Source organism: Nocardia sp. NPDC004340 (assembly GCF_053602575.1).
In genome coordinates, this window is the sequence record NZ_JBSGDW010000011.1 from 20997 (window position 1) to 43010 (window position 22014).

Sequence of the window (22014 nt, forward strand, 5' to 3'; positions counted from 1 at the left end):
CGCGTAGCGCAAATCAGCTATCGGTTGGCAGCCGGGAGGCGCGGCGGTATCGATACTGTCGGCGGGGTATCGGTGCATGGTTCATGCTCAATCCTCTGATGAAGGTTGCCTGTCCCATGATCGAATTCCGTGCTGCCCGCCGCCCCCGTAGTGCCGGTGGCCCCGAGGGCGAACGCCCGCTCGAGGGCAAACGCGTGGTCATCACCGACGCCACGTCCGAGATCGGCCGAGAAACGGCCCGACTACTCGGTTTTCACGGCGCGGAGGTCATCCTGGTCGCGCGCACCGGCGCCCAGCTGGTCGAGGATTGCGCCACCATCATCGAAGCCGGCGGCCGCGCCCACTGGTACCGCTGCGACATCGCCGCCCTCGGCGATGTCGACCAGCTGGTCGAGTGGCTGCTCACCGAATTCGACACGGTCGACGTGCTGGTCAACAACACCGGGCGCCCCAGCCGCCGCCCGGTCCTGCAATCCCTGGACCGGTTCCGCGACTACCAGCGCATGATGGCCGCCTACTACTTCGGCCCGCTGCGCCTGACCCTGGGCCTGCTCCCCGCCATGCTCGCGGGCGGTTCCGGCCACGTGGTGAACGTCGGCCCGTGGAGCCCGGAGACCGGTCCCTCCCCGAACTTCGCCTCCTACGCCTCCGCCCAGGCCGCCTGGACCACCTTCGGCCAGTGCGCCGACGCCGAGCTCTCCCCGCGCGGCATCCACGTCTCCACGGTCCAGTACCCGATCTTCACCGGCGCCACCAGCGCTCGGGCGCACGCCGAATACGGGACCATCGATCCGGCCGAGGCCGCCCGCTGGATCGAGACCGCCATCCACACCCGCCCGTCCCAACTGACACCGAGGTTCCCGCGCGCCCTGCTGGGTCTGGCGTCGATGTCGCCGCGCACCACCCGCCTCAAACACGCGCTCGGCATCTGAAGACCTCCGAACAGTTCCCCCCGAACAGCAAAGCGCCCCATCCGGATTCGGATGGGGCGCTTCGAGTTGTGCTCCGGATCAGTGCTTTTCCGGGCCCAGGTGGTACTCGAACACCAGGCCGGCGACGGCCGCGAGCACGCAGACCACGCCGATGCCGATCAGCCAGAACTGGAAGAATGCCAGGCCCAGCGCGGTGATGGAACCCGCACCGGCCAGCAGGATGGGCCAGAACGAGCCGGGCGAGAAGAAGCCCAGGTCGCCGGCGCCGTCCACGATCTCGGCCTCCTCGTAGTCCTCGGGACGCAGGTCCAGACGACGGGCGACGAAGCGGAAGTAGGTGGCCACGATCAGCGCCAGGCCGCCGGTCAGCACGATGGCGGTGGTGCCCGCCCACTCGACTCCGGTGCGGGACTGGCCGGTGAAGTAGCCGTAGATCACGGCCACGATCACGAAGAAGACCGTGAGCAGTTCGAAGATGCGAGCTTCGACCTTCATGTCAGTTCATCCTCACTTGGCGTCGGCGAGCTCGTTGCCGCGCGCCTTGCGGTCGGTGTTGAACGGCTTGGTGGAGGTCGCCACCGGCGACTGACCGATCGCGGAGAGCGCCTCGCCGTTGGTCTTGTGGTCCTTGATCCGCGCGTCCATGTACTTCTTGAAGTCGTCCGGCGAGACGACCCGGATCTCGAAGTTCATCATCGAGTGGAAGGTGCCGCACATCTCGGCGCAACGGCCGACGAACGCGCCTTCCTTCTCGATCTTGGTGATCTGGAAGACGTTGTCCGAGTTGTTCTGCTTCGGGTTCGGCATCACGTCGCGCTTGAACAGGAACTCCGGCACCCAGAACGAGTGGATGACGTCGGCCGCGGCCAGCTGGAACTCGATGTTCTTGCCCGAGGGCAGCACCAGGACCGGGATCTCGTTGGAGGTACCGACGGTCTCGACCTTGTCGTAGTGCAGGTAGGAGATGTCGTTCGCGGGCAGGCCGTTGTTCGGGCCCGGCTGCGGGTGGCCATCCTTGGTCGCTTCCTTGTAGCGATCCTTGATGTCCTCGTTCATGTCCTGGCGCTCGGTGTCGACACCGTCCCAGACCGGCGAGCCGTCCTTCAGGTCGACCTTCTGGTAACCGAACTTCCAGTTCCACTGGAACGCCGTCACGTCGACCACGACGTCCGGGTTCTCGACCTTCTCGTGCACGTAGTTCTGCACGACGACGGTGAAGTAGAACAGCACGGCGATGATCACGAACGGGATCGCCGTGTAGCTCAGCTCCAGCGGCACGTTGTAACCAGTCTGCCGCGGGAACTCCGGGGAGTTCGCCTTCTTGCGGTGGAACGCGATGGTCCAGAAGGTCAGACCCCAGACCAGCACACCCATCGCCAGCGCGGCGAGCACGGACCAGGTCCACAGCTCGCGCATCCTGGTGGCCTGCGGCGTGATGCCCGAGGGCCAGCCGAATCGAAGCCAAACGTTGTCGATCGAGCAGCCGGAGACGAGCATCGCGGTCATCCCCAAGGACACCGCCAGCCCGGCCCGCCGAAGGATGCGGCCCCGCCGACCCTGGGCGGGTCGTGCCCCTATCGCCTCGCTCGCCTTGTGCGCCACGCTCAACGCCTTCCTGGTCGTCATTCCGACACCGCGCCGCCCGGGCTCCCTTCCGCCGGACGACACATAATCAGCACAGTTCGGGAGCTCGGGGAAGGGTACACGCGAACGCGCAACCGACCCTGAGAGTTTCCCAAGTACTACGCAGCGTAGACCAACAAGGGGCCCCCGTTGCGACGGGGTCCTGTCCGACACTCCGGAAACCTCATATGCAGTGGATACGGGCTCTGGCGGCGGGATCTGCACGGGTACGGCATACTCGGGCAGTAGGTTTCGCGTGCAGCGTGCCCGTGCGGGTACGCCCCAATCCTTATGACTCCGGAAAGAGGTTCTCGGCGCAGTGTGTGGTCTGCTCGGATTTCTGACAGCTAGCACAGCTACTACTCCGGACGGGCGGACGGTCGAGACCACCGCTGCACAGGTGTACGAGGCGCTGCACTGCCAGCGCCACCGCGGCCCGGACGAGCGGGGCACCTGGAACGACGAGCGCATGATCTTCGGCTTCAACCGCCTGTCGATCATCGATATCGAGCACTCGCACCAGCCGCTGCGCTGGGGTCCCCCGGAGAACCCCGAGCGCTACGCCATGACCTTCAACGGCGAGATCTACAACTATCTGGAGCTGCGCGCCGAGCTGAAGGAGGCCCACGAGGCCGAGTTCGGCGACCAGCCGATGTTCCGCACCGAGGGTGACGGCGAGGCCATCGTGGCCGCCTTCCACTACTGGGGTGCCAAGGCCGCGAGCCGGCTGCGCGGCATGTTCGCCTTCGCCATCTGGGACACCGAGCTGAACAAGCTGTTCCTGGCCCGCGACCCGTTCGGCATCAAGCCGCTGTTCATCGCCACCGGCGCGGGCGGCACGGCCTTCTCCAGCGAGAAGAAGAGCCTGCTGGGCCTGCTCGCCGAGCTGGAGCTGACCGACGCCCTGGACCCGCGCGCGCTCGAGCACTACACGGTGCTGCAGTACGTGCCCGAGGCCGAGACCCTGCACAAGGACATCCGCCGCCTGGAGTCGGGCTGCTACGCCTGGATCGAGCCCGGCAGCGCCCCGCAGGTGACCCGCTACTTCAACCCGCAGTTCCGGGTGCAGAAGTTCGCGGCGGGCTCGGAGGCCAAGCGCTACAAGGAGATCGCCGAGGCGCTCGAGGACTCCGTCGCCAAGCACATGCGCGCGGACGTCACCGTCGGCGCGTTCCTGTCCGGCGGCATCGACTCCACCGCCATCGCCGCGCTGGCCATCCGCCACAACCCGAACCTGCTGACCTTCACCTCGGCGTTCGAGCGGCAGGGTTACTCGGAGGCCGATGTGGCCGCCGAGACCGCCGAGGCCATCGGCGCCAAGCACTACATCCGCATGGTCTCCCCCGAGGAGTACGCGGCCTCGATTCCCGAAATCGTCTGGTACCTCGACGAACCCGTCGCGGACCCGGCGCTGGTGCCGCTGTACTTCGTGGCCAAGGAGGCCCGCAAGCACGTCAAGGTGGTGCTCTCCGGCGAGGGCTCCGACGAGCTGTTCGGCGGCTACACGATCTACCGGGAACCGCTGTCGCTCAAGCCCTTCGAGTACCTGCCCAAGCCGCTGCGCAAGCTGGCGGGCAAGGTGTCGGACCGGATCCCGGAGGGCACCCGCGGCAAGAGCCTGCTGCACCGCGGCTCGCTCACCCTGGAGGAGCGTTACTACGGCAACGCGCGCAGCTTCAACGACGCCCAGCTGCGGTCGGTGCTGCGCGAGTTCCGGCCCGAGTGGACGCACCAGGACGTCACCGCCCCGATCTACGCCATGCAGGGCTACCACTGGGACCCGGTGGCGCGCATGCAGCACCTGGACCTGTTCACCTGGCTGCGCGGCGACATCCTGGTCAAGGCCGACAAGATGACCATGGCCAACTCGCTGGAACTGCGCGTCCCGTTCCTGGACCCCGAGGTGTTCAAGGTCGCCGAGAAGATCCCGGTGGACCAGAAGATCACCAAGGAGACCACCAAGTACGCGCTGCGCCGGGCGCTCACCGACATCGTGCCGCCGCACGTGCTCAACCGGGCCAAGCTGGGCTTCCCGGTGCCGCTGCGGCACTGGCTGCGCGGCCCGGAGCTCTACGACTGGGCGCGCGCCCAGATCACCGAGTCGGGCACCGACCACCTGCTGAACAAGCAGGCCATCCTGGCCATGCTGGAGGCGCACCGCACCGGTCCGGTCGACCACAGCCGCCGCCTGTGGACGCTCATCGTGTTCATGATCTGGCACGGCATCTTCGTGGAGAACCGGATCAAGCCCGAGATCCAGGAGCCGACCTACCCGGTCAACCTCTGACCCGCACGCGACACACCGGAGCGCCACGCCCGTGAGGGCGCTCCGGGCCCGCGTCGCCGCAGTACGGTGCTGGCCATGAGCCACCCCTTCGCACCTTTCTCGCGTCGCCGGATGCTCGAACTGGGCGCCCGGACGCTCGGCATGGGCGCTGCGGCCGCCCTCGGACTAACCGCCTGCGGCACCTCGGACAATGGATCCGGCACCACCGGCGCCACCTCGGCCTCCAGCGACGCCAAGGACATCGCCGCCGACGCCTACGTGTTCGGCTACCCGCTGGTCCTCATGGACGTCACCCGCGAAACCGGGGGCCCGGCAAACCAATTCGTGCACCAGAATCCGCCCACCCCCGAGGTGCGGCAGGTGGTGCGGCTCAACCTCGACACCCTGTACTCGCAGGCCTGGCTGGATCTGCGGCCGGAACCGATGGTGTTGCAGGTACCCGAGATCAAGGGCCGGTACTGGCTCATGCAGTTCCTCGACGCCTGGACCAATACGGTGCACGATCCCGCCAGCACCAATCCGCGCGTCAAGAACGCGCCGCAGCAGGCGCCCTACACCTACCTCGTCACCGGACCGGGCTGGAAGGGCACGGTGCCCGACGGCATGACCCAGCTGGCCATGCCGACCGGCACCACCTGGCTGCTCGGCCGTATCGAATACAAGGGTGAGGGCGACATCGAGCGTGTGCGGGCGCTCCAGCACCAGTTGAAGCTGGCCCCGCTCAGCGTCTGGGATTCCGGCGAGGTGCAGGGCGGTCCGGGGGCCTTGGCCGCGGGCGGCGGCGCGCCCGCCCAGATGGTGGGGGCCATGGACGGGCCCACGTTCTTCGCGCGCATGTGCACGGTCATGGCGGTCAATCCGGCCGACGAGGACGCCGTCGACGCCATGAAGCGCTTCGCCACCATCGGCATCACACCGGGCGGAGCGGCCACCGTGCCCGCGGACGTGCTCAACGCGGGCCTCGCCGACGGCCGCCGCGCGCTCACCGAGTACCGGGATCCCAAGTCGCAGTACCAGAACGGGTGGCTCTTCAATCTGGAGGTCGGCGCGTACGGCACCGACTATCCGCTGCGCGCGCAGATCGCCGCGCTCGGCCTGGGCGCGAATCTGCCCCGGGACGCGGTGTATCCGACGATCGACGCGAATGCGGACGGCGACAGCCGATTCCGGGTCACCTTCGCCCAGGACCAGCAGCCGCCGGTGGGGGCGTTCTGGTCACTCACCGCCTATGACGGCGAGTCCTACCTGGTGCAGAACCCCGCGCGCATCTACTCGGTCGGGCATCTGGTCCCGCTCTCCCCCGCCGAGGACGGCACCATCACGATCGCGGTGCAGAACGCCGATCCCGGGTCGGAGGTACCGACCGGGCACTGGCTGCCGATCCCGGAGTCCGGGCGGTTCTCCCTCACGCTGCGGCTGTACGCGCCGAAGGACAGCGTGCTGAACGGGAAGTGGGAGGTCCCGAAGCTGGAGAAGCTGTCCTGACCCGGGCGCGCCCGTCGTCAGTCGGCGGGCGCGTGGTGGCCGCGGGCGAGGCGGGCGCGCGCACCCGCGATGATCGTGATGATCATGACCGTCATGACCTGGAGCGCGGTCAGGCCGGCCGCCGGTGGCGGCGGTTCCGGCGCGGCGACTTCGTCCGGCTGCCGAGGCGGCGGCGGGATCGGCGCCGGGGCGGGCGGGACCACCGCGGGCAGCGGAGCCACGACGGGAGCGGCGGCCGGGACCACCGCGGGGGCGGCCGGCGGGATCAGCAGGGGGATACCGGGTTCCGGCGCCATCGGGACGGGCAGCAACAGCATGCAGGTCAGCAGGGCGCTGCCGGTGGCGGCGCTGCCGACCACCACACTGCCCGCCCCGGCCGAGCCCGGACCGACCAGTCCGCTGGAGCCGGGGATGAAGCCGGGGCCGATCAGGCCCGAACCCATGCCACTGCCCGTGAGGATGCCCATGCCCAGCGCCGCACTGCCGACCACGGCGCTGCCCGCGCAGGCGGTGAGAACGCTGCCGGAGTCGAGGCCGAGGAGGCCACCGAGGGTGTTGGGGATGGCGATCGGAGTCACGGGCGGTTCGGGTGGCACGAGATCCGATGCCCCCGCGGTCGTTTCGCGCGGGATGTCCGGGCTGCTGCTGCCGAGATCCAAGGCGGTCATCGGATTCGGGCCCGCGGGGTTGCCGGTGACGACCCGGCCGCCCGGCTGGCCCTGATTGCCGGAATAGCTACTGCCAGTGCCTAACCCGAGCGCGCTGCCGGTGGGCGCGTCGATCGGCGCGGCGGCATCACCGGGATCCGGTCCCCCGCCCGCGCTGCCGCTGATGATCTCCCCGATCGACGGCAGCCCCGGGTCGGCGGCGGCGACATCGGGATGGAGGGCGAGCAGCGCCGCGGCCACCGGGACCGCTGTCACCGCCGCGAATCCTCGTGCTGTTCTGCGGTTTCCGTTCACAGGTGCCTCCGAGAAGCCGAGCGGGTTACGCGGTCGCGACGGTCAGCGGGGACTGCCGCCGCTGGACGGCGTTTCCGCGGCGATGTGCTGGAAGCGCGCGAGGGCGAGTTCGTAGGCGTCCTTGGCGACGTGGTTGCCGCCGGAGAAGGGCCGATCGAGCTGATAGACGGCCACGATGACCGCGCCGATCACCAGCCCGAACAGACCGGTCATCAGGATGCTGCGCTTGGTGACCACGACACCGGAGAACACGGTGCCGAACAACAGCATGCCGGTCGCGAACCACAGGGCCACGTAAAGGAATCCGGGCAGTCGGTACCCCGCATCCAGGCCGCGGTCGTAGCGGGCGTCGGTGATCGCCTCGACCGCGGTGGCCGCCTTGTCCTGGGTGACCTTGGCGTCCGGGTCGGTGGCGGGCGCGGCGTCCACGGCCTCGCGCAGATCGTCCAGGGTGGACTGCGCGGCCGGGCTCAGGCGGCGCTGCTCGTCCATCACCTTCCACTCGTCGCCGATCACCTGCTTGGTGTAGGCGGTCACCAGGGCCTGGATCTGCTTGCGGTCCTGTTCGGGCATGCCGTTGGCGCTCTCGTAGACATTCACCAGCGCCTTGCCCTCGGCGACCGTGTGCGCGTGCGAGGTGTCGTACTGCTGCCACAGGATCACCACCACGAAGGCCACGATCGCGGCGAAGAACATATTGACCATGTCCAAGGTCATGGAGCCCGCGCCGGAATCGTCGCCGTGCCGCCAGGACCTCGGGCGCACCCGGTCCCCCAGCACGAAGATTCCCACCGCGATGCCCGCGAAGAGTGCCAATACCCCCAGCTGCAACAGAATTCCGAGCATTTCGCGACTCCGTTTCCGGCCGGGTGCATGCGATCAGAAGGTATTCGCGGCCACGGGTCGGTCGGATTGCGAACGGAGGACGAACTGTTATACGAGTGTCCGAATCCCAACCCCGCCAAGGCCGGGACGCGTTTTCCGGTCCACTCTCAGCGACCGAGCGACAATACCGCTGCGGCCGCAGTGACACTCAATTCCAGTGCGGCGCCGAGCACATCGCCGTTCAACCCCCCGAATCGCCGCACACAATGCCGCACCAGCACCATGGCCCCCACCAGCCCCACAACCACCGCCACCGGCCCCTGCCACACATTCCCGGTAACGAACACCGCTGCCCCACAGGCGATCACACTCCACCCGACCCCCACCACGGGCGCCTGCGTCCCCGCCACCAACGCGCCGAACCCGGCCCCCGGCGCCGCCTCGATCCCCCGCCGACACGCCAGCACCACCGCGACCCGCCCGACCGCAACAGCCACGACGACCGCCGCCCACCGCCCCTGCTCGGCCAGCACCCCCAGCGAAATCGCCTGAATGGCAACGGCGAACACCAACGCCGCCACCCCGAACGGCCCCGCTCCGCCACTCTTCATGATCTCGCGAGCCCGCTCCGGCGGACCGTAGCTCCCGAGCCCATCCATGGTGTCGGCCAACCCGTCGACGTGCATCCCGCGCGTGATCAACGCGAGCCCGGCCACCACGACAAACCCGGCCAACAGCCCCGAGGCCCCGAGTTTGCCCAGCCCCCAAAGCAATCCGGCCGCCGCGCCGCCGAGCAACACCCCGACCACCGGAGCCCACCCGATCGCCCGGGCAGCAACCGACCGGTCGACTTCATCCGGCCCTCGAACCGGCAGCACCGTCAGCCAGGACACCGCCAGCCGAAGCCCGTTCACCGATCAGGCCTCAGCGGCTTCCGCGTCGGCGTCGGCGGTGCTGACTCCGGCTTCGGCGAAGGTGGCCATCTCGCCGAGGGTGGCGACGGCGGCGCGCAGCAGCGGGAGGGCGGCCACCGCGCCGGAGCCTTCGCCCAGGCGCATGTTCATGTCGACGAGCGGCTCGAGGTCGAGACGCTTCAGGGCGATGGTGTGGGACGGCTCGCTGGAGCGGTGGCCCGCGATCCACCAGGCGCGGGCGCCAGGGGCGAGCTGGTCGGCGACCAGGGCGGCGGCGGTCACCACGACGCCGTCGAGGATGACCGGAGTGCGACGGGCCGCGGCACGGGCCAGGAAGCCCGCCATGGCGGTCAGATCCGCGCCGGAGGCGGTGCGCAGCAGGGCGACCGGGTCCTTGAGGACGGGGCGGGCGCGCCACATGGCATCGCGGATGGCGGCGGTCTTGCGGATCCAGCCCGCGTCGTCGACGCCGGTGCCGCGGCCGACCGCCACCACCGGCTCGGTGTCGGTGATGGCCGCGATCAGCACGGTGGCGGGCGTGGTGTTGCCGATACCCATGTCGCCGGCGATGAGAAGGTCGGCGCCGGAATCGATTTCCTCGTCGGCGATGCTCGCGCCGGCCGCGAGCGCCGCCTGCACCTCGGCCTCGGTCAGCGCGTCCTCGCGGTCGATCGAGCCGCTGGAGCGCCGCACCTTGTGCCGCGAGATCTCCGGCGCGGTGTCGCCGTCGACGGCGATGTCGGCCACGCGCACGCTGGCATCGGCCAAGCGCGCCAGCACATTCACGGCCGCGCCGCCGTGCAGGAAGTTGGCGACCATCTGCCCGGTCACCTCGCTCGGATACGCGGACACGCCGTGCTGCGCCACCCCGTGATCCCCGGCGAACACCACGACGCGGGCCCGCTCGAACTGCTTGGGCGGGCATACGCCCTGGCACGCGGCGACCCAGTTGGCCAGCTTCTCCAGTCGGCCCAATGCCCCTGCGGGCTTGGTCAATTGCGCCTGCCGCTCCTCGGCGGCGGCCCACACCAGCGGATCCGGTCCGGTCACAGGACCGAACGAGATGCGGGCGGGCTTGGTGAGCACTGGGGCGCTCTGCGCGCCGTCAGCCAGCGACTCTCCACCCGTCTCGCCGTCGGCGGACGCGACGCCCACCCCGGCGGCGGCCGCGGAATCGGCGGTCGCCGAGCCGAGTTCGGCACCGGCGGTTCCACTTTCGACGTCGGCACCCGAGCCGTCCGGTCGGCCCGATCCGCCGTCGGTGGCGGCCTGCGCCACGGCGGCCGCCGAAACCGACGCCACCGCAACCTGATCCGCTCCGCCATCGGAGGCATCGATCGAAGTCGCCACCGTGAGCGATGAATCCGCACCGGTCGCATCCGACAGCGCGGCGCCGGAGACGACCGCGCGGTCGGGCTTGACCCGCACCGGCTGCCCCGCGACCACGAGGAAGACCTCGTCGCACACCTCGGCGAGGCGCTGGTTCAGCGTTCCGATCTCGTCACGGAACAGCCGCCCGGAGGCGGTGGCGGGAATGACGCCGAGCCCCACCTCGGGGCTGACGATTATCAACCGCTGCGCGTAGCCGGAGACGGCGGCGACGAGCGCGTCGATGTCCGGCCCGATGGTGCCGCGCGGCGATTCCCAGGCGGCGCGGGCGTCGATGCGCCCGGTCAGCCAGGTGCCGAGGTCGTCGACGAGGGTGGCGGCGGCGGGCTCGCCCAGCGCGGCGATCGGATCGCCCTCCACGATGGTCCAGCTCGCGGGCCGCCGGGCCCGGTGCGCCGCAATGCGTTCGGCGAAGTCGGCGTCGGCGGGGTCGACCGCGGCGGTGGCCACGTACCGCACCGCCTCCGACGCGACGAGCTGTTCCGCGAAGGCCGACTTGCCGGACCGGGCGCCACCGAGCACCAGGGTCCGCAGCGGCCGATCGGTTGTCTGAGCACTGTGCGACACGTCAGCACGGTATCAACTGTGCCCGTGCTCCGGCCGAGTAGGCACGGCCATCCCGGGTGCGGGAGTCAGTGGTTCTTCTCGTTGTGCACGCACTGCACCTTCAGGTCCTTGGCCGTGTACGACCAATCGGTCCCCTGCGGGCAGTCCGAGCCGTGCGCCACGCTGGCGATGATCTTGCCGTCGTGCTGCTTGGAGCAGGCCACCAGCTTGTCGTGGTTACTCGTCGCACCGCCGACGATGCACTCCCCCACCGCGGTGCGCGGATCCGTGCATCCCGCCGTCGCCGAAACCGCCGCCACCGCCAGCGGCACCGCCGCGATCATCACTGCCCACCGCATGAGTGCGCATCGTAACGGCTCGAGCCCGCTCAGGAGACCCTGGATCCGAATCGCCGCCGGTACTCCACGGGCGCGATCCCCACCAACCGCTGGAAGTGGTGCCGCAACAGCGCCCCCGACCCGAATCCGCAACGGTGGGACAGCGATTCGAGGTCCAGGTCGGTGTCCTCCAGCAGCTGTTTGGCCAGCAGTACCCGCTGCCCGGTCAGCCATTTCACTGGCGTGGTCCCGGTCTCGGCGGCGAAGCGCCGTGCGAAAGTGCGCGTCGACATGGAACTGCGCGCCGCCAGTGACTCCACCGAATGCGGCAGGTCCAGATGCTCGCCCATCCAGTGCAGCGTCTCGCTGAGCCCCTCGGATTCGCAGGCCACGACCGGCCGCTCGATGAACTGCCGCTGTCCGCCGTCGCGCTGCGGCGGCACCACCATGCGCCGGGCGATGGCATTGGCGACGCTGCTGCCCAGTTCACGGCGTACCAGGTGCAGGCAGGCGTCGATGCCGGCCGCGGTGCCCGCGCTGGTGATGAGATTGCCCTCGTCGACGAACAGCACGTCCGGGTCGACGGTGGCGAGTGGGAACTGTTCGGCCAGCAGGTCGACATAACCCCAGTGGGTGGTGCATTTGCGCCCGTCGAGCAGTCCGGCCGCGCCCGCCAGGAACGCGCCCGAGCACACGGTCAGCACGGTGGCCCCGGCCACGGCGGCGTCGCGCACGGCGTCGATGACCCGGGCGTCGATCTTCGCCTTGCCGTCGCGGATCGGAAAGGCCGGAATGGCAACCAGATCCGCGTCGCGCAGTTCCTCGAGCCCGTAATCGGGCGTGACGTGGATGCCCGGCGAGCTGGACTTCAGCGGTTTCCCCGGTTCGAGCCCGCAGACCCGGAAGTCGAAGAGGGGCAGGCCCTGCGCGGTCCGGTCGAGCCCGAAAACCTCACAGACCACGCCGAATTCGAACATGGCGAGGTTGTCGTTGAGTACGACGGCGACCTTGGAGAGCATGTCGCGATCCCATCTGGCCGGATATTTGCGAACTATGTCAGAACAGCCACTGTTGGCCGAAAGTTCCCTACTGAAAACTTACTGCCATGGATGCACTGTCCGCAATCGTCGCAGCCGGAACCGCGATCACCGCGCTCGGCACCCTGACCTTCGGCCTCATGGCCGCAGAGACCACCGCACACCTCGACGAGGAAGAGGCCCGCGCATGACCGCCATCACCTCCGGACACGGCCACTACCGCTCCGCGACCGCCACCTCCCGCGCCGGCCTCGCCGTCCGCCGGATCACCGCCCTGTTCGCCGCGGCCAGCCGCGCGGTCCCGCTGCACCGCGACAACACCTGGGAATTCGCGGGCTCGACGAACGTGGTCGATCGGGACCACGCCCGCGTCGCCCTGGAATTGCGGGCGCTCTCGGCCTACCGAGAGCAGAACTGATCGCTAGATCGCGTCGCCCGGGCTCACCTGCGGCTTCGGCGCGCGCATGCGCCGCACCTGCGAGGCGCGCACGAAGGCGTACCAGCCCAGCGAGAAGGCGGAATCGGTGCTGTCCGGGAAGCGCTCCCGGACCCGGTTGCTCACGATCCGACCGAGCACCACGCCCTCGATGATCATGAACAGCATCATCACCAGCATGGCCAGCGTCACGATCGCCTGCAGCGCGGGCGAGAGGATCATGCTCAGGATCAGCACCAGCGCCAGCGGCATGAACAGGCCGAGCAGGTTGCGGCGGGCGTCGACGATGTCGCGCACGTACTTCTTGACCGGGCCCTTGTCGCGCGGGAGCAGGTACTGCTCGTCACCGGCGAGCATGCGGGCGCGGCGGTTGTTGACGTCGGCGCGACGCTCGGCCGAGGACGCCTTGCGCTCCTCCTTGGTGCCGCGCAGCGCCTTGCGGCGGGCCCGGGCCTCCTTGGCGGTCTTGGGCGCGGGCGCGACCGGACCGCGGCGGCGACCCTGCGCCTCGCGGCGCGACGGGGTCGGACGCCCTTTACCCAGGGTGACGGTCGTGTCCGCCACCGCGGCACCGGCGTCGGTGCTGGTGCTGTCGGAGGTGGGGGTGGACTCGCCACGGCGCAGGAACTTCACGCCGACCAGGCTAACAATCCCGCCTCTCCGAAACTTCAGCGCCCAGCTGAGAGCCGTTTGCCGACCCGCATGCGGGCCGGCGGTCGAGAGCCAACCCGATTCTGGACGTCCCCGGCGAGTTACCCTCGCCACCCGAAATCAGTTGTCACCTCGGCACACCCCCAGGAGCTATTTGTCAGCGACGACGCAGCCTGACCGTTCCGCTGGATAAGCGCCGCGTAGGATAGGGAATAGTCGCCCGCCGACGGGTGTTGACAGGCTTCGAGCCATACCCTCACGGGCTGGCCCACACGCCACCACAAATGGGTCCCTTAGGAGAGTTCATGACTGTTGAGAACGAGACCACCACCCATGGTGCGACTCTGACCGAGGCCGCCGCCCTCAAGGCGAAGGCGCTGCTGGACCAGGAAGGCCGCGACGACCTCGCCCTTCGCATCGCGGTTCAGCCCGGTGGCTGCGCGGGCCTGCGCTACCAGCTCTTCTTCGACGACCGCACCCTCGACGGCGACCTGGTCGTGGAGTTCAACGGCGTGAAGCTCGCGGTCGACCGCATGAGCGCCCCCTACATCCAGGGCGCCTCGATCGACTTCGTCGACACCATCGAGAAGCAGGGTTTCACCATCGACAACCCGAACGCCACCGGCTCCTGTGCCTGCGGCGACAGCTTCAACTGAGCTAGCTCCCGAGTTAGCACCGCGCAGCGCGGAACATCTTCCAGGATGTTCCGCGCTGTCGCGTGTCCGGTTATTTTCGTAGGTGCGGACCACTGTCGGCCGCCTCCCCCACTCGAAGGATCCACCCGTGACCATCGCCGTGTCCGCGTCCATCGCGACCGATCACCTCATGCGCTTTCCGGGCAAGTTCTCCGATGTGCTGCTGGCCGATCAGCTGCAGCATGTTTCGCTCAGCTTCCTCGTCGATGATCTGGTGATCCGCAAGGGCGGCGTCGCCGGCAACATCAGCTACGCCATGGGCGTACTGGGCCGCACCCCGCTGCTGGTCGGCGCGGTCGGCCAGGACTGGGGCGACTACCGGAAGTGGCTGGAGGACAACGGCGTCGACTGCTCCGCGGTCCGGGTGTCCGCGACCGCGCACACCGCGCGCTTCGTCTGCACCACCGACGAGACCATGGCGCAGATCGCGTCCTTCTACCCCGGCGCCATGGCCGAGGCCCGCGAGATCGACATCACCGAGCTGGCCGCCGGCCGCGAACTGGAGCTGGTGCTGATCGGCGCCGACGATCCGGAAGCCATGCTGGCCCACACCGATCAGTGCCGCGCCGCCGGAATCCCCTTCGCCGCCGACCCCTCCCAGCAGCTGGCCTTCCTCGACGGCGAGACCATCCAGCGCCTGATCGACGGCGCCGACTACCTGTTCACCAACGAGTACGAGTGGGGCATCCTGCTCCAGAAGACCGGCCTGTCCGAAGCCGAAGTCGCTGAGCGCGTGGGCATCCGCATCACCACCCTGGGCTCGAAGGGCGCCAAGATCGTCGACCGCGACGGCTCCGAGCTGTTCGTGGACGTGGTCCCCGACATGGCCAAGGAGGACCCGACCGGCGTCGGCGACGGCTTCCGCGCGGGCTTCCTGACCGGCCGTTCCGCGGGCCTGTCGCTGGAGCGCTCGGCCCAGCTGGGTTCGCTGGTCGCGGTGCACGTGCTGGAAACCGTTGGGCCGCAGGACTGGACCCTGGACCACGACGTGGCGATGAAGCGCCTGCGCGAGGCCTACGGCGCCGAGGCCGCGAACGAGATCGAGCCGATCCTGCGCTGACGCGAGTCCCGGTGCCCGGCTCCGGCCGGGTACCGGCGTACTGCCGGACCCGCAAAACCGGACGCCCTGCCCGCAATATGCCGCCGGGTCCCGCAATATGCTGAGGGACATGGCCTCCGACCGTTTGTACTTCCGCCAGTTGCTCTCCGGCCGCGACTGGGCCGTGGGCGACCCGATCGCCACCCAGATGCGCAACTTCGCCTACCTGATCGGTGATCGGGATACCGGCGAATGCGTGGTCGTCGACCCCGCCTACGAGGCGGCCCAGCTGGTGGAGATCGCCGAGGCGGACGACATGCGGCTCACCGGAGTCCTGGCCACCCACCACCACCCCGACCACGTCGGCGGCTCGATGATGGGCTTCACCCTGCGCGGCGTGAAGGAACTCCTGGAGAAGACCGACGTGGCGGTCCACGTCAATGCCGAGGAACTGCCGTGGGTGGCCAATGTCACCGGCATCGCCCCCTCCGAGCTCACCGGTCACTCGCACGGCGACAAGGTCGCGGTCGGCGGCTTCGAGATCGAACTCCTGCATACCCCGGGCCACACTCCCGGCAGCCAGTGCTTCCTCTTCGAGGACCGCCTCATCGCCGGTGACACCCTCTTCGTCGACGGCTGCGGCCGCACCGACTTCCCCGGCGGCGACTCCGACGCCATGTTCCGCAGCCTCCGCTACCTCGCGGACCTGAAGTCCAACCCGACGGTCTTCCCGGGCCACTGGTACTCGGAGGAGCCCAGCGCGTCGCTGTCCCACATCCGCGACCACAACTACGTCATGCGCCCCCAGACCCTCGAACAGTGGCACATGTTCATGCCCAGCTGACGACATCCCGCCGAGGCGCTCGCAGCAGCCCGATCGCGACAACGAGCGCATCGGCTGCCGGGCTGCTTGCGGCCCGGTCGCGTTCGTCCGGCGGACGCGGCCGACCACCCCTCGATACAGCACGACCGCCCCGAAACTCTTTCGGGGCGGTCGTGTTTCGCTTGTGGGAGGCTATGCCATCGTGCGTAGCCAGCCGTGGCTGTCGGCGAAGGTGCCGCGCTGGATGCCGGTCAGCGTGTCGCGCAGGGCCATGGTGACCTCGCCGGGTTCGCCGGTGCCGATGGTGAATTCGCCTTCCGCGGAGCGGACCGAACCGACAGGGATGACGACGGCCGCGGTGCCGCAGCCGAAAACCTCGGTGATCTCACCGGATTCGACGCCCTTGCGCCATTCCTCCACGGAGATCTTGCGCTCCTCCACCTTGTAGCCGGAGTCGGCGGCCAGGGTGATCAGCGAGTCGCGGGTGATGCCGGGCAGCAGCGAGCCGGACAGTTCCGGCGTCACCAGCCGCGCGTCGGAGCCGCTGCCGAAGACGAAGAACAGGTTGTTGGTGCCCATCTCCTCGACGTAGCGGTGCTCACACGCGTCCAGCCACACCACCTGGTCGCAGCCCTTCTCCGAGGCCTGCTGCTGGGCGAGCAGCGAGGCGGCGTAGTTGCCCGCCACCTTGGCCTCGCCGGTGCCGCCGGGAGCGGCGCGCACGAACTCGGTGGACAGCCACACCTTGACCGGCTTCAGCCCGCGCGGGAAGTACGCGCCGGCCGGGCCGCCGAGCAGCAGGTACTTGTAGGCGGAGGCGGGCTTCACGCCCAGGCCGACCTCGGTGGAGAACATGAACGGCCGCAGGTACAGCGCGTCCTCGCCGCCCGCGGCGGGCACCCAGTCGCCGTCGACCTCGAGCAACTGGCGGATCGACTCGACGAACAGCTCCTCGGGCAGCTGCGCCATCGCCATGCGGGCCGCCGACCGGCGGAAACGCGCGGCATTGGCGTCGACGCGGAAGGTCGCGATGGAGCCGTCGGCCTGCCGGTACGCCTTGAGACCCTCGAAGATGGCCTGGCCGTAGTGGAACACCATGGTGGCCGGGTCCATGGCCATCGGCCCGTAGGGCTCGACGCGGCCGTTGGTCCACTGTCCGTCCACATAATCCAGCGACACCATGTGATCGGTGAAGTACCGCCCGAACCCGGGCTCCGCGAGAATCTCCTGCCGCCGCTGCGCCGGAACGGGCGCGGGATGCGGGACACGGGTGAACTGCGCGGCAAGTGTCATGACCGGGAGTCTAATTCGCCGCCCACGACACGCCGGTTCGGGCTACCCTTGCGGACCGTTCAGCATCCCGCCGTCGACGCGGCCGCTGGATAGGGTGGACGACGTGTATCCGGAGCCTCCGCCAGCGCAGCCGCCCCGTTCGAACCGTCCCCTGGTCATCGCATTGATCGCCGTGAGCGCGCTGGGCCTGGTCGCCATCCTCGCCGCCGCGGCCCTCGTCCCCGCCCACACCATCCCCGGAACGGCTCTCCCCGCGGACGACTACGGCCCCCAGGACACCGCCACCCACACCACCGCGCCGACGACCACCACCACGACCGGCGTCCCGAAACAGCAGATCGCCGCCCTGACCCCCGGCTGGCAGACCGCCTACTCCATCAACCGCAACGCCGCCTACGACGCACCGGCGGACTGGACCGTCCCCACCCCGACCACCATCGTCGGCTACGAGGGCGGCGGCGGCCGCGTGGTCATGAGTGGCGCCGCCGAATGGCAACCCAAGTCCTGCGACGGCCATCACACCAAGGCCCTCGCAGGCGTGACCGGCTCCAAACTGGGCGACCCCGCGGCCGCCGCCAAGGACGTCGCCGGCAGCTGGGCCAAGGTCGTGGCCTCCAACGACGACCGCCCCAACTCCACCTACACCCTCTCCCCCGCCGAAACCCTCACCATCCAAGGCAAACCCGCCGCCCACATAACCGCCACCCTCGCCAACCCCGGCCCGAACGACTGCTCCCACCCCGCTGTCTCAGTCGTCCACACCATCGCCGTCCCCGGCAACAAGGGCCAGTCCGTGGTCATGGTCATCTACGCCGACCAGAACGTCGACGGCGCGGTCACCGACGACACCCTCCACCAGATGTACACCACCCTCCGCCCGGCAGGCCTGGCCCTCGCGGACTGCAAGCAGGACAACGAAGTCGTCGGCACCTGGTGCGGCTGAGTTCACCTGGACACCGAACGATGAACGCCACAGTCGGTCGTCTCGACTGCGGCGTTCATCGTTGCGAGCGAAGCTCCGTCAGGCAGTGCGGGTTTCGACGAACGGCGGGCGGATGACCTCGCAGCGGAGGCGGCGGCCGCGGACGTCGACCTCGACCTGGTCGCCGGGCTCGAGGCCCGCGGCGGTGTCGAGCAGCGCCAGCGCGATGCCGACCTTGAGGGTGGGTGAGAAGGTGCCGGAGGTGGTTTCGCCGACCTTCTCGTCACCGCCCATCACGGCCTGGCCCTGGCGCAGCACGCCCTTGTCGATCGCCTTGAGCCCCAGCAGGGTTCGGCGCGGACCGGCGGCCTTCTCGGCGTCGAGGGCTTCCTTGCCCCAGAATTCCGGCTTCTTCCAGCCGACCGCCCAGCCGGTGCGCGCCTGCAGCGGCGAAATGTCCACGGACAGTTCGTGTCCGTGCAGCGGGTAACCCATCTCGGTGCGCAGCGTGTCACGCGCGCCCAGTCCGGCGGGCTGGCCACCGGCCGCCTGCACCTCGCTGGTCAGCGCCCGGAACACGGCCTCGGCGTCGTCCCACTTGGGCAGCAGCTCGTAACCGTGCTCGCCGGTGTACCCGGTGCGGCACACCCGAATCGGGCGACCGTCCCACTCGGCGTCCTCGTAGGCCATGTACTCCATGTCGGTGGGCAGCCCCAGCTTGGCCAGCACCTCCGCCGACCGCGGCCCCTGCACCGCGAACACGGCGTACCCGCGGTGCTCGTCGGTGACGGTGATCCCCTCCGGCGCGACCTTCTGCATCTCAGCCACCACGGCAGCGGTGTTCGCGGCATTGGGCACCAGGAAGATCTCGTCGTCGCTCACGTAGTAGGCGATGAGGTCGTCGATCACGCCGCCTTCGGGCGTGCAGCACAGCGTGTACTGCGCCTTGCCGGGCCGAATCCGGTTCAGGTCATTGGTCAGCGCCGAGTTCACGAAGGCCGCCGCTCCCGCGCCCTTGACCGTCGCCTTGCCCAGATGACTGACATCGAACAGTCCGACCGTGGTCCGCACGGCGGTGTGCTCACCGACCGTCCCCGCGTACGAAACCGGCATCTCCCACCCCCCGAACGGAGCGAAGGTGGCGCCCAGCTCGACATGGACGGCGTGAATGGGTCCCTGCAGCAGTTTCTCGTCGGTCACCGTGGCAGTTTATCCGTCTGCCGATAGCCGGGTGACATCGGAACCGACCGCCTGCAACGCCGGATCACCACCGGTCAGCGACTCGGACCCGATCGCGACCACCGCCGGGGGTTCGAAGATTGCCGCCGCTGCCGGGCCGGACCGCGCGCCGAGGCTCGCGACGAACGCCGCCTCATCCATGACCTCGATCCGCTGCCCTCGTATCCGCAGTTCGGCGACCCGCCGCGCCTTGCTCGTCGTGAACGCGGACACATCAGCGCCGCGGAAGCCGTCACCGATCACGAGCCCGGTCGTACGCCTGGTGACGTTGCGGGCGGGAGTCGCCCCGCACGCGGCGATGGCGTCCCAAGCTTGCTGGCGTGTCATGGCCGCGAGATCGCCGGTGAAGACGATGGTCTCGCCGTACAGCGGGTGGGATGGGTCGGTGCCGGTGACAGTAGGCAGCACCAGTTCCTCACGGGCGAACCAGGATCGGCGAGGCCCACGCTCGGCGGCGACGGGCTCGGTCCGCAGGGGCCGAGGTTTCCGTTCCGTCCGCAGCGGCCGGTCGACGACCATGCGTTCGAGAGCCGCGAGGGAATCGGTGCCCGCCCGATTTGCCAGGGCGATCACGATGTCGGCGGCCGCGGCGGCGTCTGCTGCCGCATCGTGGTGGTTGGTGAAGTCGATGCCCAGGGCGTCGGCGACGTGCGGCAGTCGATAGCTGTCGAGAGCGAGGTGGCGGCGGGCCAGGGCGAGGCTGCAGCTGTAGGTCCAGCTGGGCGGGTGAATACCGCTGCGGGCGCAGGCTTCCCGGATCGCACCACTGTCGAACCCCGCATTGTGCGCGATGACAGGAAGGTCGCCGATGAGGCTCACTACTTCCGGCCACCGGTGCGCGAACTCGGGTTTGTCGGCGACCATCGCCGCCGAGATCCCGTGCACGCGAATGTTGTGCCAGTTGAAGAAGTCGAGCCCCGCGGGCGGCCGGCACAGCCACGACGCGTCCTCGGCGCGACGACCGTCCCGCACGACGGTGACTCCCACAGCGCAGATACTGCCCCGTGAGGAGTTGGCGGACTCGACATCGATGGCGGCGAACGAAAGTCCCGCCATGCTCACCGCACCGCGAGCGGCAGCGACCGCGCCTCGGGCCCGCCGAGCTCGACCAGGAACGACCGAGCCAGCCGCAGCGACTCGAATGCCGCCCAGGCATCAGCCAATTCCGCGACCTCCCGCGCGAGAGTGAGCACCGGCCGAATGTGGTCGTCCACCACGTCGACCTGGTACCGCGTCAACGGCACGCCACCGGCCGCCGCGATCACCGGCCACTGCGGCCGGGTCAGCTTTCCACCCGCGTCCTGATGCTCGGTGAATCGCGCATCCGCGGATTCGACTGCCGCACGAACGGTTTCAACGGTCGCGTCGATATCGACAATCCGCACGTTTACGGCATCCGGGTCGCTGCCCTTCGCCATCGCGACGGGATATCCGCTCGTGAGACTCTCGATCTCCGCCACACACGACCGATCCAGCACCCAAGCGCCCGATAGCCGCGACTCCCCCACCGCCGCGCCCACATTCACATGCCAGATGACCATCCGTTCCCCGGCCGCGCCGAGCACCGCAAGGGAATGAAGGTCGGAGGGGGCAGCCATAACGCTCCACGGTCGTGGCGAACAGGTACCGCGCTACGTTAGAGCATCCCGCCGACAGATTTCCGCGAACCCCACGCGAATCATCAACGGAGCCAAACAATTCCGACCGACCGGTGTTCCACTACGCAACCCACCCCTGCGGCCGAAGCATCAATGCCCGACTCGCCACCTGCCGACCGAGGCACGGCCGCACCCTGCGGCCGTGCCTCGATGAATGAGCCGTTCCGCCAACTCGAGCCCGAGGTCAAACCAGTTCGGGAACCCGCAAATGAGCCAAGGCCAGCTCGAATTCGCGAACGTCGACAGCCTCGACGCGCGCCTGCCGAGCGGCATCCACCCGCAACGCGGCCGACGCCATCCGATTGCGTTCCATCGCCTCGGCACTGTCGTACACACTGCACGAGACAGCACGCCCCGACGCCCTGTTCACCATCAGGCTCGCACTGCAAAATCCATCGAGCTGCTGTTCCATACCGGGCAACGTATGCCCCCGATACACGTCGATCGCACTGTCGATCCTGCTGGGATCAGTCTTCACCCAGGTAACCCGCGCACACGCACCTTCCGGCGTCATATGCGCCCGATGCATGACCGCGATCTCCCATTCCTCGACCATCGGACTCCCACCGAATACCGCCGCCGCCCGATCGCGAATCGCCATCACCGGCCCAGCACTCGCCCGCATCGCCTCCTCGGTTTCCCACGAACTCGTCACAATGCACCGGCCCGTATGCCGATCGACCAGCAACGAAAGCCCGACACACCCGGGAATCCCCTCAATCCCCGGCATGACCTCGTCCCGCACATGCGCGATCCCGGATTCCAAAGCAGATAATTGCGCCTGAAGCGTGGTAGACCGTGCGTACACGACCCACCTCCTTTCTCCACAGAGGCAGCGCCCGGTGGCGCCACCGGCACACTTCACAGTGCCCCCTCCTGATCACCAGAGCAATAGCCGATGGCTATTTCGCAGCAATCGA

23 protein-coding genes are annotated in these 22014 nt (G+C 69.0%); 9 read left to right on the forward strand and 14 right to left on the reverse strand.

What is annotated here, in order from left to right:
- Positions 1–116 precede the first annotated feature (116 nt).
- Positions 117–932 (forward strand): SDR family NAD(P)-dependent oxidoreductase, encoded by an 816-nt coding sequence (locus tag ACWEOI_RS30795; protein ID WP_452361844.1) that lies wholly within the window; start codon positions 117–119, stop codon positions 930–932.
- 78 nt (positions 933–1010) lie between these two features.
- Here the strand turns inward: ACWEOI_RS30795 and ACWEOI_RS30800 are convergent, their stop codons facing one another.
- A complete protein-coding gene (locus ACWEOI_RS30800; protein WP_433666883.1) occupies positions 1011–1427 on the reverse strand; it encodes a cytochrome c oxidase subunit 4 in 417 nt (138 codons plus the stop codon).
- 12 nt (positions 1428–1439) lie between these two features.
- Positions 1440–2438 (reverse strand): aa3-type cytochrome oxidase subunit II, encoded by a 999-nt coding sequence (gene ctaC, locus ACWEOI_RS30805; RefSeq protein ID WP_357095242.1) that lies wholly within the window; start codon positions 2436–2438, stop codon positions 1440–1442.
- Positions 2439–2874: 436 nt separating this feature from the next.
- Here ctaC and asnB point away from each other — a divergent pair, with 436 nt between their 5' ends.
- Positions 2875–4842 (forward strand): asparagine synthase (glutamine-hydrolyzing), encoded by a 1968-nt coding sequence (asnB, locus tag ACWEOI_RS30810; RefSeq protein ID WP_433666884.1) that lies wholly within the window; start codon positions 2875–2877, stop codon positions 4840–4842.
- Positions 4843–4917: 75 nt separating this feature from the next.
- Entirely contained in the window at positions 4918–6327 is a 1410-nt protein-coding gene (locus ACWEOI_RS30815) for a DUF1254 domain-containing protein (RefSeq protein WP_433666885.1), read from the forward strand.
- Between the two features lie 17 nt (positions 6328–6344).
- Here the strand turns inward: ACWEOI_RS30815 and ACWEOI_RS30820 are convergent, their stop codons facing one another.
- The 6 genes from ACWEOI_RS30820 to ACWEOI_RS30845 form a co-directional block, all read right to left on the reverse strand.
- Complete coding sequence (locus ACWEOI_RS30820) at positions 6345–7250, reverse strand: hypothetical protein (RefSeq protein ID WP_452361845.1); 906 nt, start codon at positions 7248–7250, stop codon at positions 6345–6347.
- Between the two features lie 81 nt (positions 7251–7331).
- A complete protein-coding gene (locus ACWEOI_RS30825; RefSeq protein WP_452361846.1) occupies positions 7332–8135 on the reverse strand; it encodes a bestrophin-like domain in 804 nt (267 codons plus the stop codon).
- Positions 8136–8281: 146 nt separating this feature from the next.
- Positions 8282–9028, reverse strand: coding sequence for an adenosylcobinamide-GDP ribazoletransferase (locus ACWEOI_RS30830; RefSeq protein ID WP_452361847.1), 747 nt, complete (start codon positions 9026–9028; stop codon positions 8282–8284).
- A 3-nt stretch (positions 9029–9031) separates the two neighbouring features.
- Entirely contained in the window at positions 9032–10984 is a 1953-nt protein-coding gene (cobT, locus tag ACWEOI_RS30835; protein WP_452361848.1) for a nicotinate-nucleotide--dimethylbenzimidazole phosphoribosyltransferase, read from the reverse strand.
- A 65-nt stretch (positions 10985–11049) separates the two neighbouring features.
- Positions 11050–11322 (reverse strand): hypothetical protein, encoded by a 273-nt coding sequence (locus ACWEOI_RS30840; RefSeq protein ID WP_433666889.1) that lies wholly within the window; start codon positions 11320–11322, stop codon positions 11050–11052.
- 29 nt (positions 11323–11351) lie between these two features.
- Positions 11352–12320, reverse strand: coding sequence for a helix-turn-helix domain-containing protein (locus ACWEOI_RS30845; protein WP_452361849.1), 969 nt, complete (start codon positions 12318–12320; stop codon positions 11352–11354).
- An 86-nt stretch (positions 12321–12406) separates the two neighbouring features.
- Between ACWEOI_RS30845 and ACWEOI_RS30850 the strand changes: the two genes are divergently transcribed.
- Together ACWEOI_RS30850 and ACWEOI_RS30855 are read left to right on the forward strand one after the other, a co-directional pair.
- A complete protein-coding gene (locus ACWEOI_RS30850; RefSeq protein WP_433666891.1) occupies positions 12407–12529 on the forward strand; it encodes a hypothetical protein in 123 nt (40 codons plus the stop codon).
- Positions 12526–12756, forward strand: a complete 231-nt coding sequence (locus ACWEOI_RS30855; RefSeq protein WP_452361850.1) for a hypothetical protein — start codon at positions 12526–12528, stop codon at positions 12754–12756. Before ACWEOI_RS30850 ends, ACWEOI_RS30855 begins: the two co-directional genes overlap by 4 nt.
- Before the next feature lie 3 nt (positions 12757–12759).
- Here the strand turns inward: ACWEOI_RS30855 and ACWEOI_RS30860 are convergent, their stop codons facing one another.
- On the reverse strand, positions 12760–13407 hold the full coding sequence (locus ACWEOI_RS30860) for a DUF3043 domain-containing protein (protein ID WP_433666893.1): 648 nt from the start codon (positions 13405–13407) through the stop codon (positions 12760–12762).
- Positions 13408–13730: 323 nt separating this feature from the next.
- On the opposite strand from ACWEOI_RS30860, the gene ACWEOI_RS30865 reads away from it, so the two are divergent.
- The 3 genes from ACWEOI_RS30865 (at position 13731) to ACWEOI_RS30875 (ending at position 16003) form a co-directional block, all read left to right on the forward strand.
- Positions 13731–14081 carry a HesB/IscA family protein gene (locus tag ACWEOI_RS30865; protein ID WP_040815950.1) on the forward strand — a complete coding sequence of 117 codons (351 nt, stop codon included), beginning with the start codon at positions 13731–13733 and terminating at the stop codon, positions 14079–14081.
- Positions 14082–14208: 127 nt separating this feature from the next.
- Positions 14209–15180 (forward strand): carbohydrate kinase family protein, encoded by a 972-nt coding sequence (locus ACWEOI_RS30870; protein WP_452361851.1) that lies wholly within the window; start codon positions 14209–14211, stop codon positions 15178–15180.
- A gap of 109 nt (positions 15181–15289) precedes the next feature.
- Positions 15290–16003 carry an MBL fold metallo-hydrolase gene (locus ACWEOI_RS30875; protein ID WP_452361852.1) on the forward strand — a complete coding sequence of 238 codons (714 nt, stop codon included), beginning with the start codon at positions 15290–15292 and terminating at the stop codon, positions 16001–16003.
- Between the two features lie 171 nt (positions 16004–16174).
- Here ACWEOI_RS30875 and ACWEOI_RS30880 read toward each other — a convergent pair whose 3' ends face one another.
- Positions 16175–17275 carry a branched-chain amino acid aminotransferase gene (locus tag ACWEOI_RS30880; protein ID WP_452361853.1) on the reverse strand — a complete coding sequence of 367 codons (1101 nt, stop codon included), beginning with the start codon at positions 17273–17275 and terminating at the stop codon, positions 16175–16177.
- 172 nt (positions 17276–17447) lie between these two features.
- Here ACWEOI_RS30880 and ACWEOI_RS30885 point away from each other — a divergent pair, with 172 nt between their 5' ends.
- Positions 17448–18218, forward strand: coding sequence for a hypothetical protein (locus tag ACWEOI_RS30885; protein WP_452361854.1), 771 nt, complete (start codon positions 17448–17450; stop codon positions 18216–18218).
- Positions 18219–18296: 78 nt separating this feature from the next.
- Here ACWEOI_RS30885 and gcvT read toward each other — a convergent pair whose 3' ends face one another.
- The 4 genes from gcvT to ACWEOI_RS30905 all read right to left on the reverse strand — a co-directional run bounded on the left by gcvT (position 18297) and on the right by ACWEOI_RS30905 (position 21902).
- The gene (gene gcvT, locus ACWEOI_RS30890; protein ID WP_452361855.1) at positions 18297–19397 is read right to left on the reverse strand and encodes a glycine cleavage system aminomethyltransferase GcvT; all 1101 of its coding nucleotides are present in this window, start codon (positions 19395–19397) and stop codon (positions 18297–18299) included.
- Between the two features lie 9 nt (positions 19398–19406).
- Positions 19407–20492 carry an exonuclease domain-containing protein gene (locus tag ACWEOI_RS30895; protein WP_452361856.1) on the reverse strand — a complete coding sequence of 362 codons (1086 nt, stop codon included), beginning with the start codon at positions 20490–20492 and terminating at the stop codon, positions 19407–19409.
- Positions 20493–20494: 2 nt separating this feature from the next.
- Positions 20495–21034, reverse strand: coding sequence for a hypothetical protein (locus tag ACWEOI_RS30900; RefSeq protein WP_433666900.1), 540 nt, complete (start codon positions 21032–21034; stop codon positions 20495–20497).
- 244 nt (positions 21035–21278) lie between these two features.
- Positions 21279–21902, reverse strand: a complete 624-nt coding sequence (locus ACWEOI_RS30905; RefSeq protein ID WP_433666901.1) for a hypothetical protein — start codon at positions 21900–21902, stop codon at positions 21279–21281.
- Positions 21903–22014: the final 112 nt, after the last annotated feature.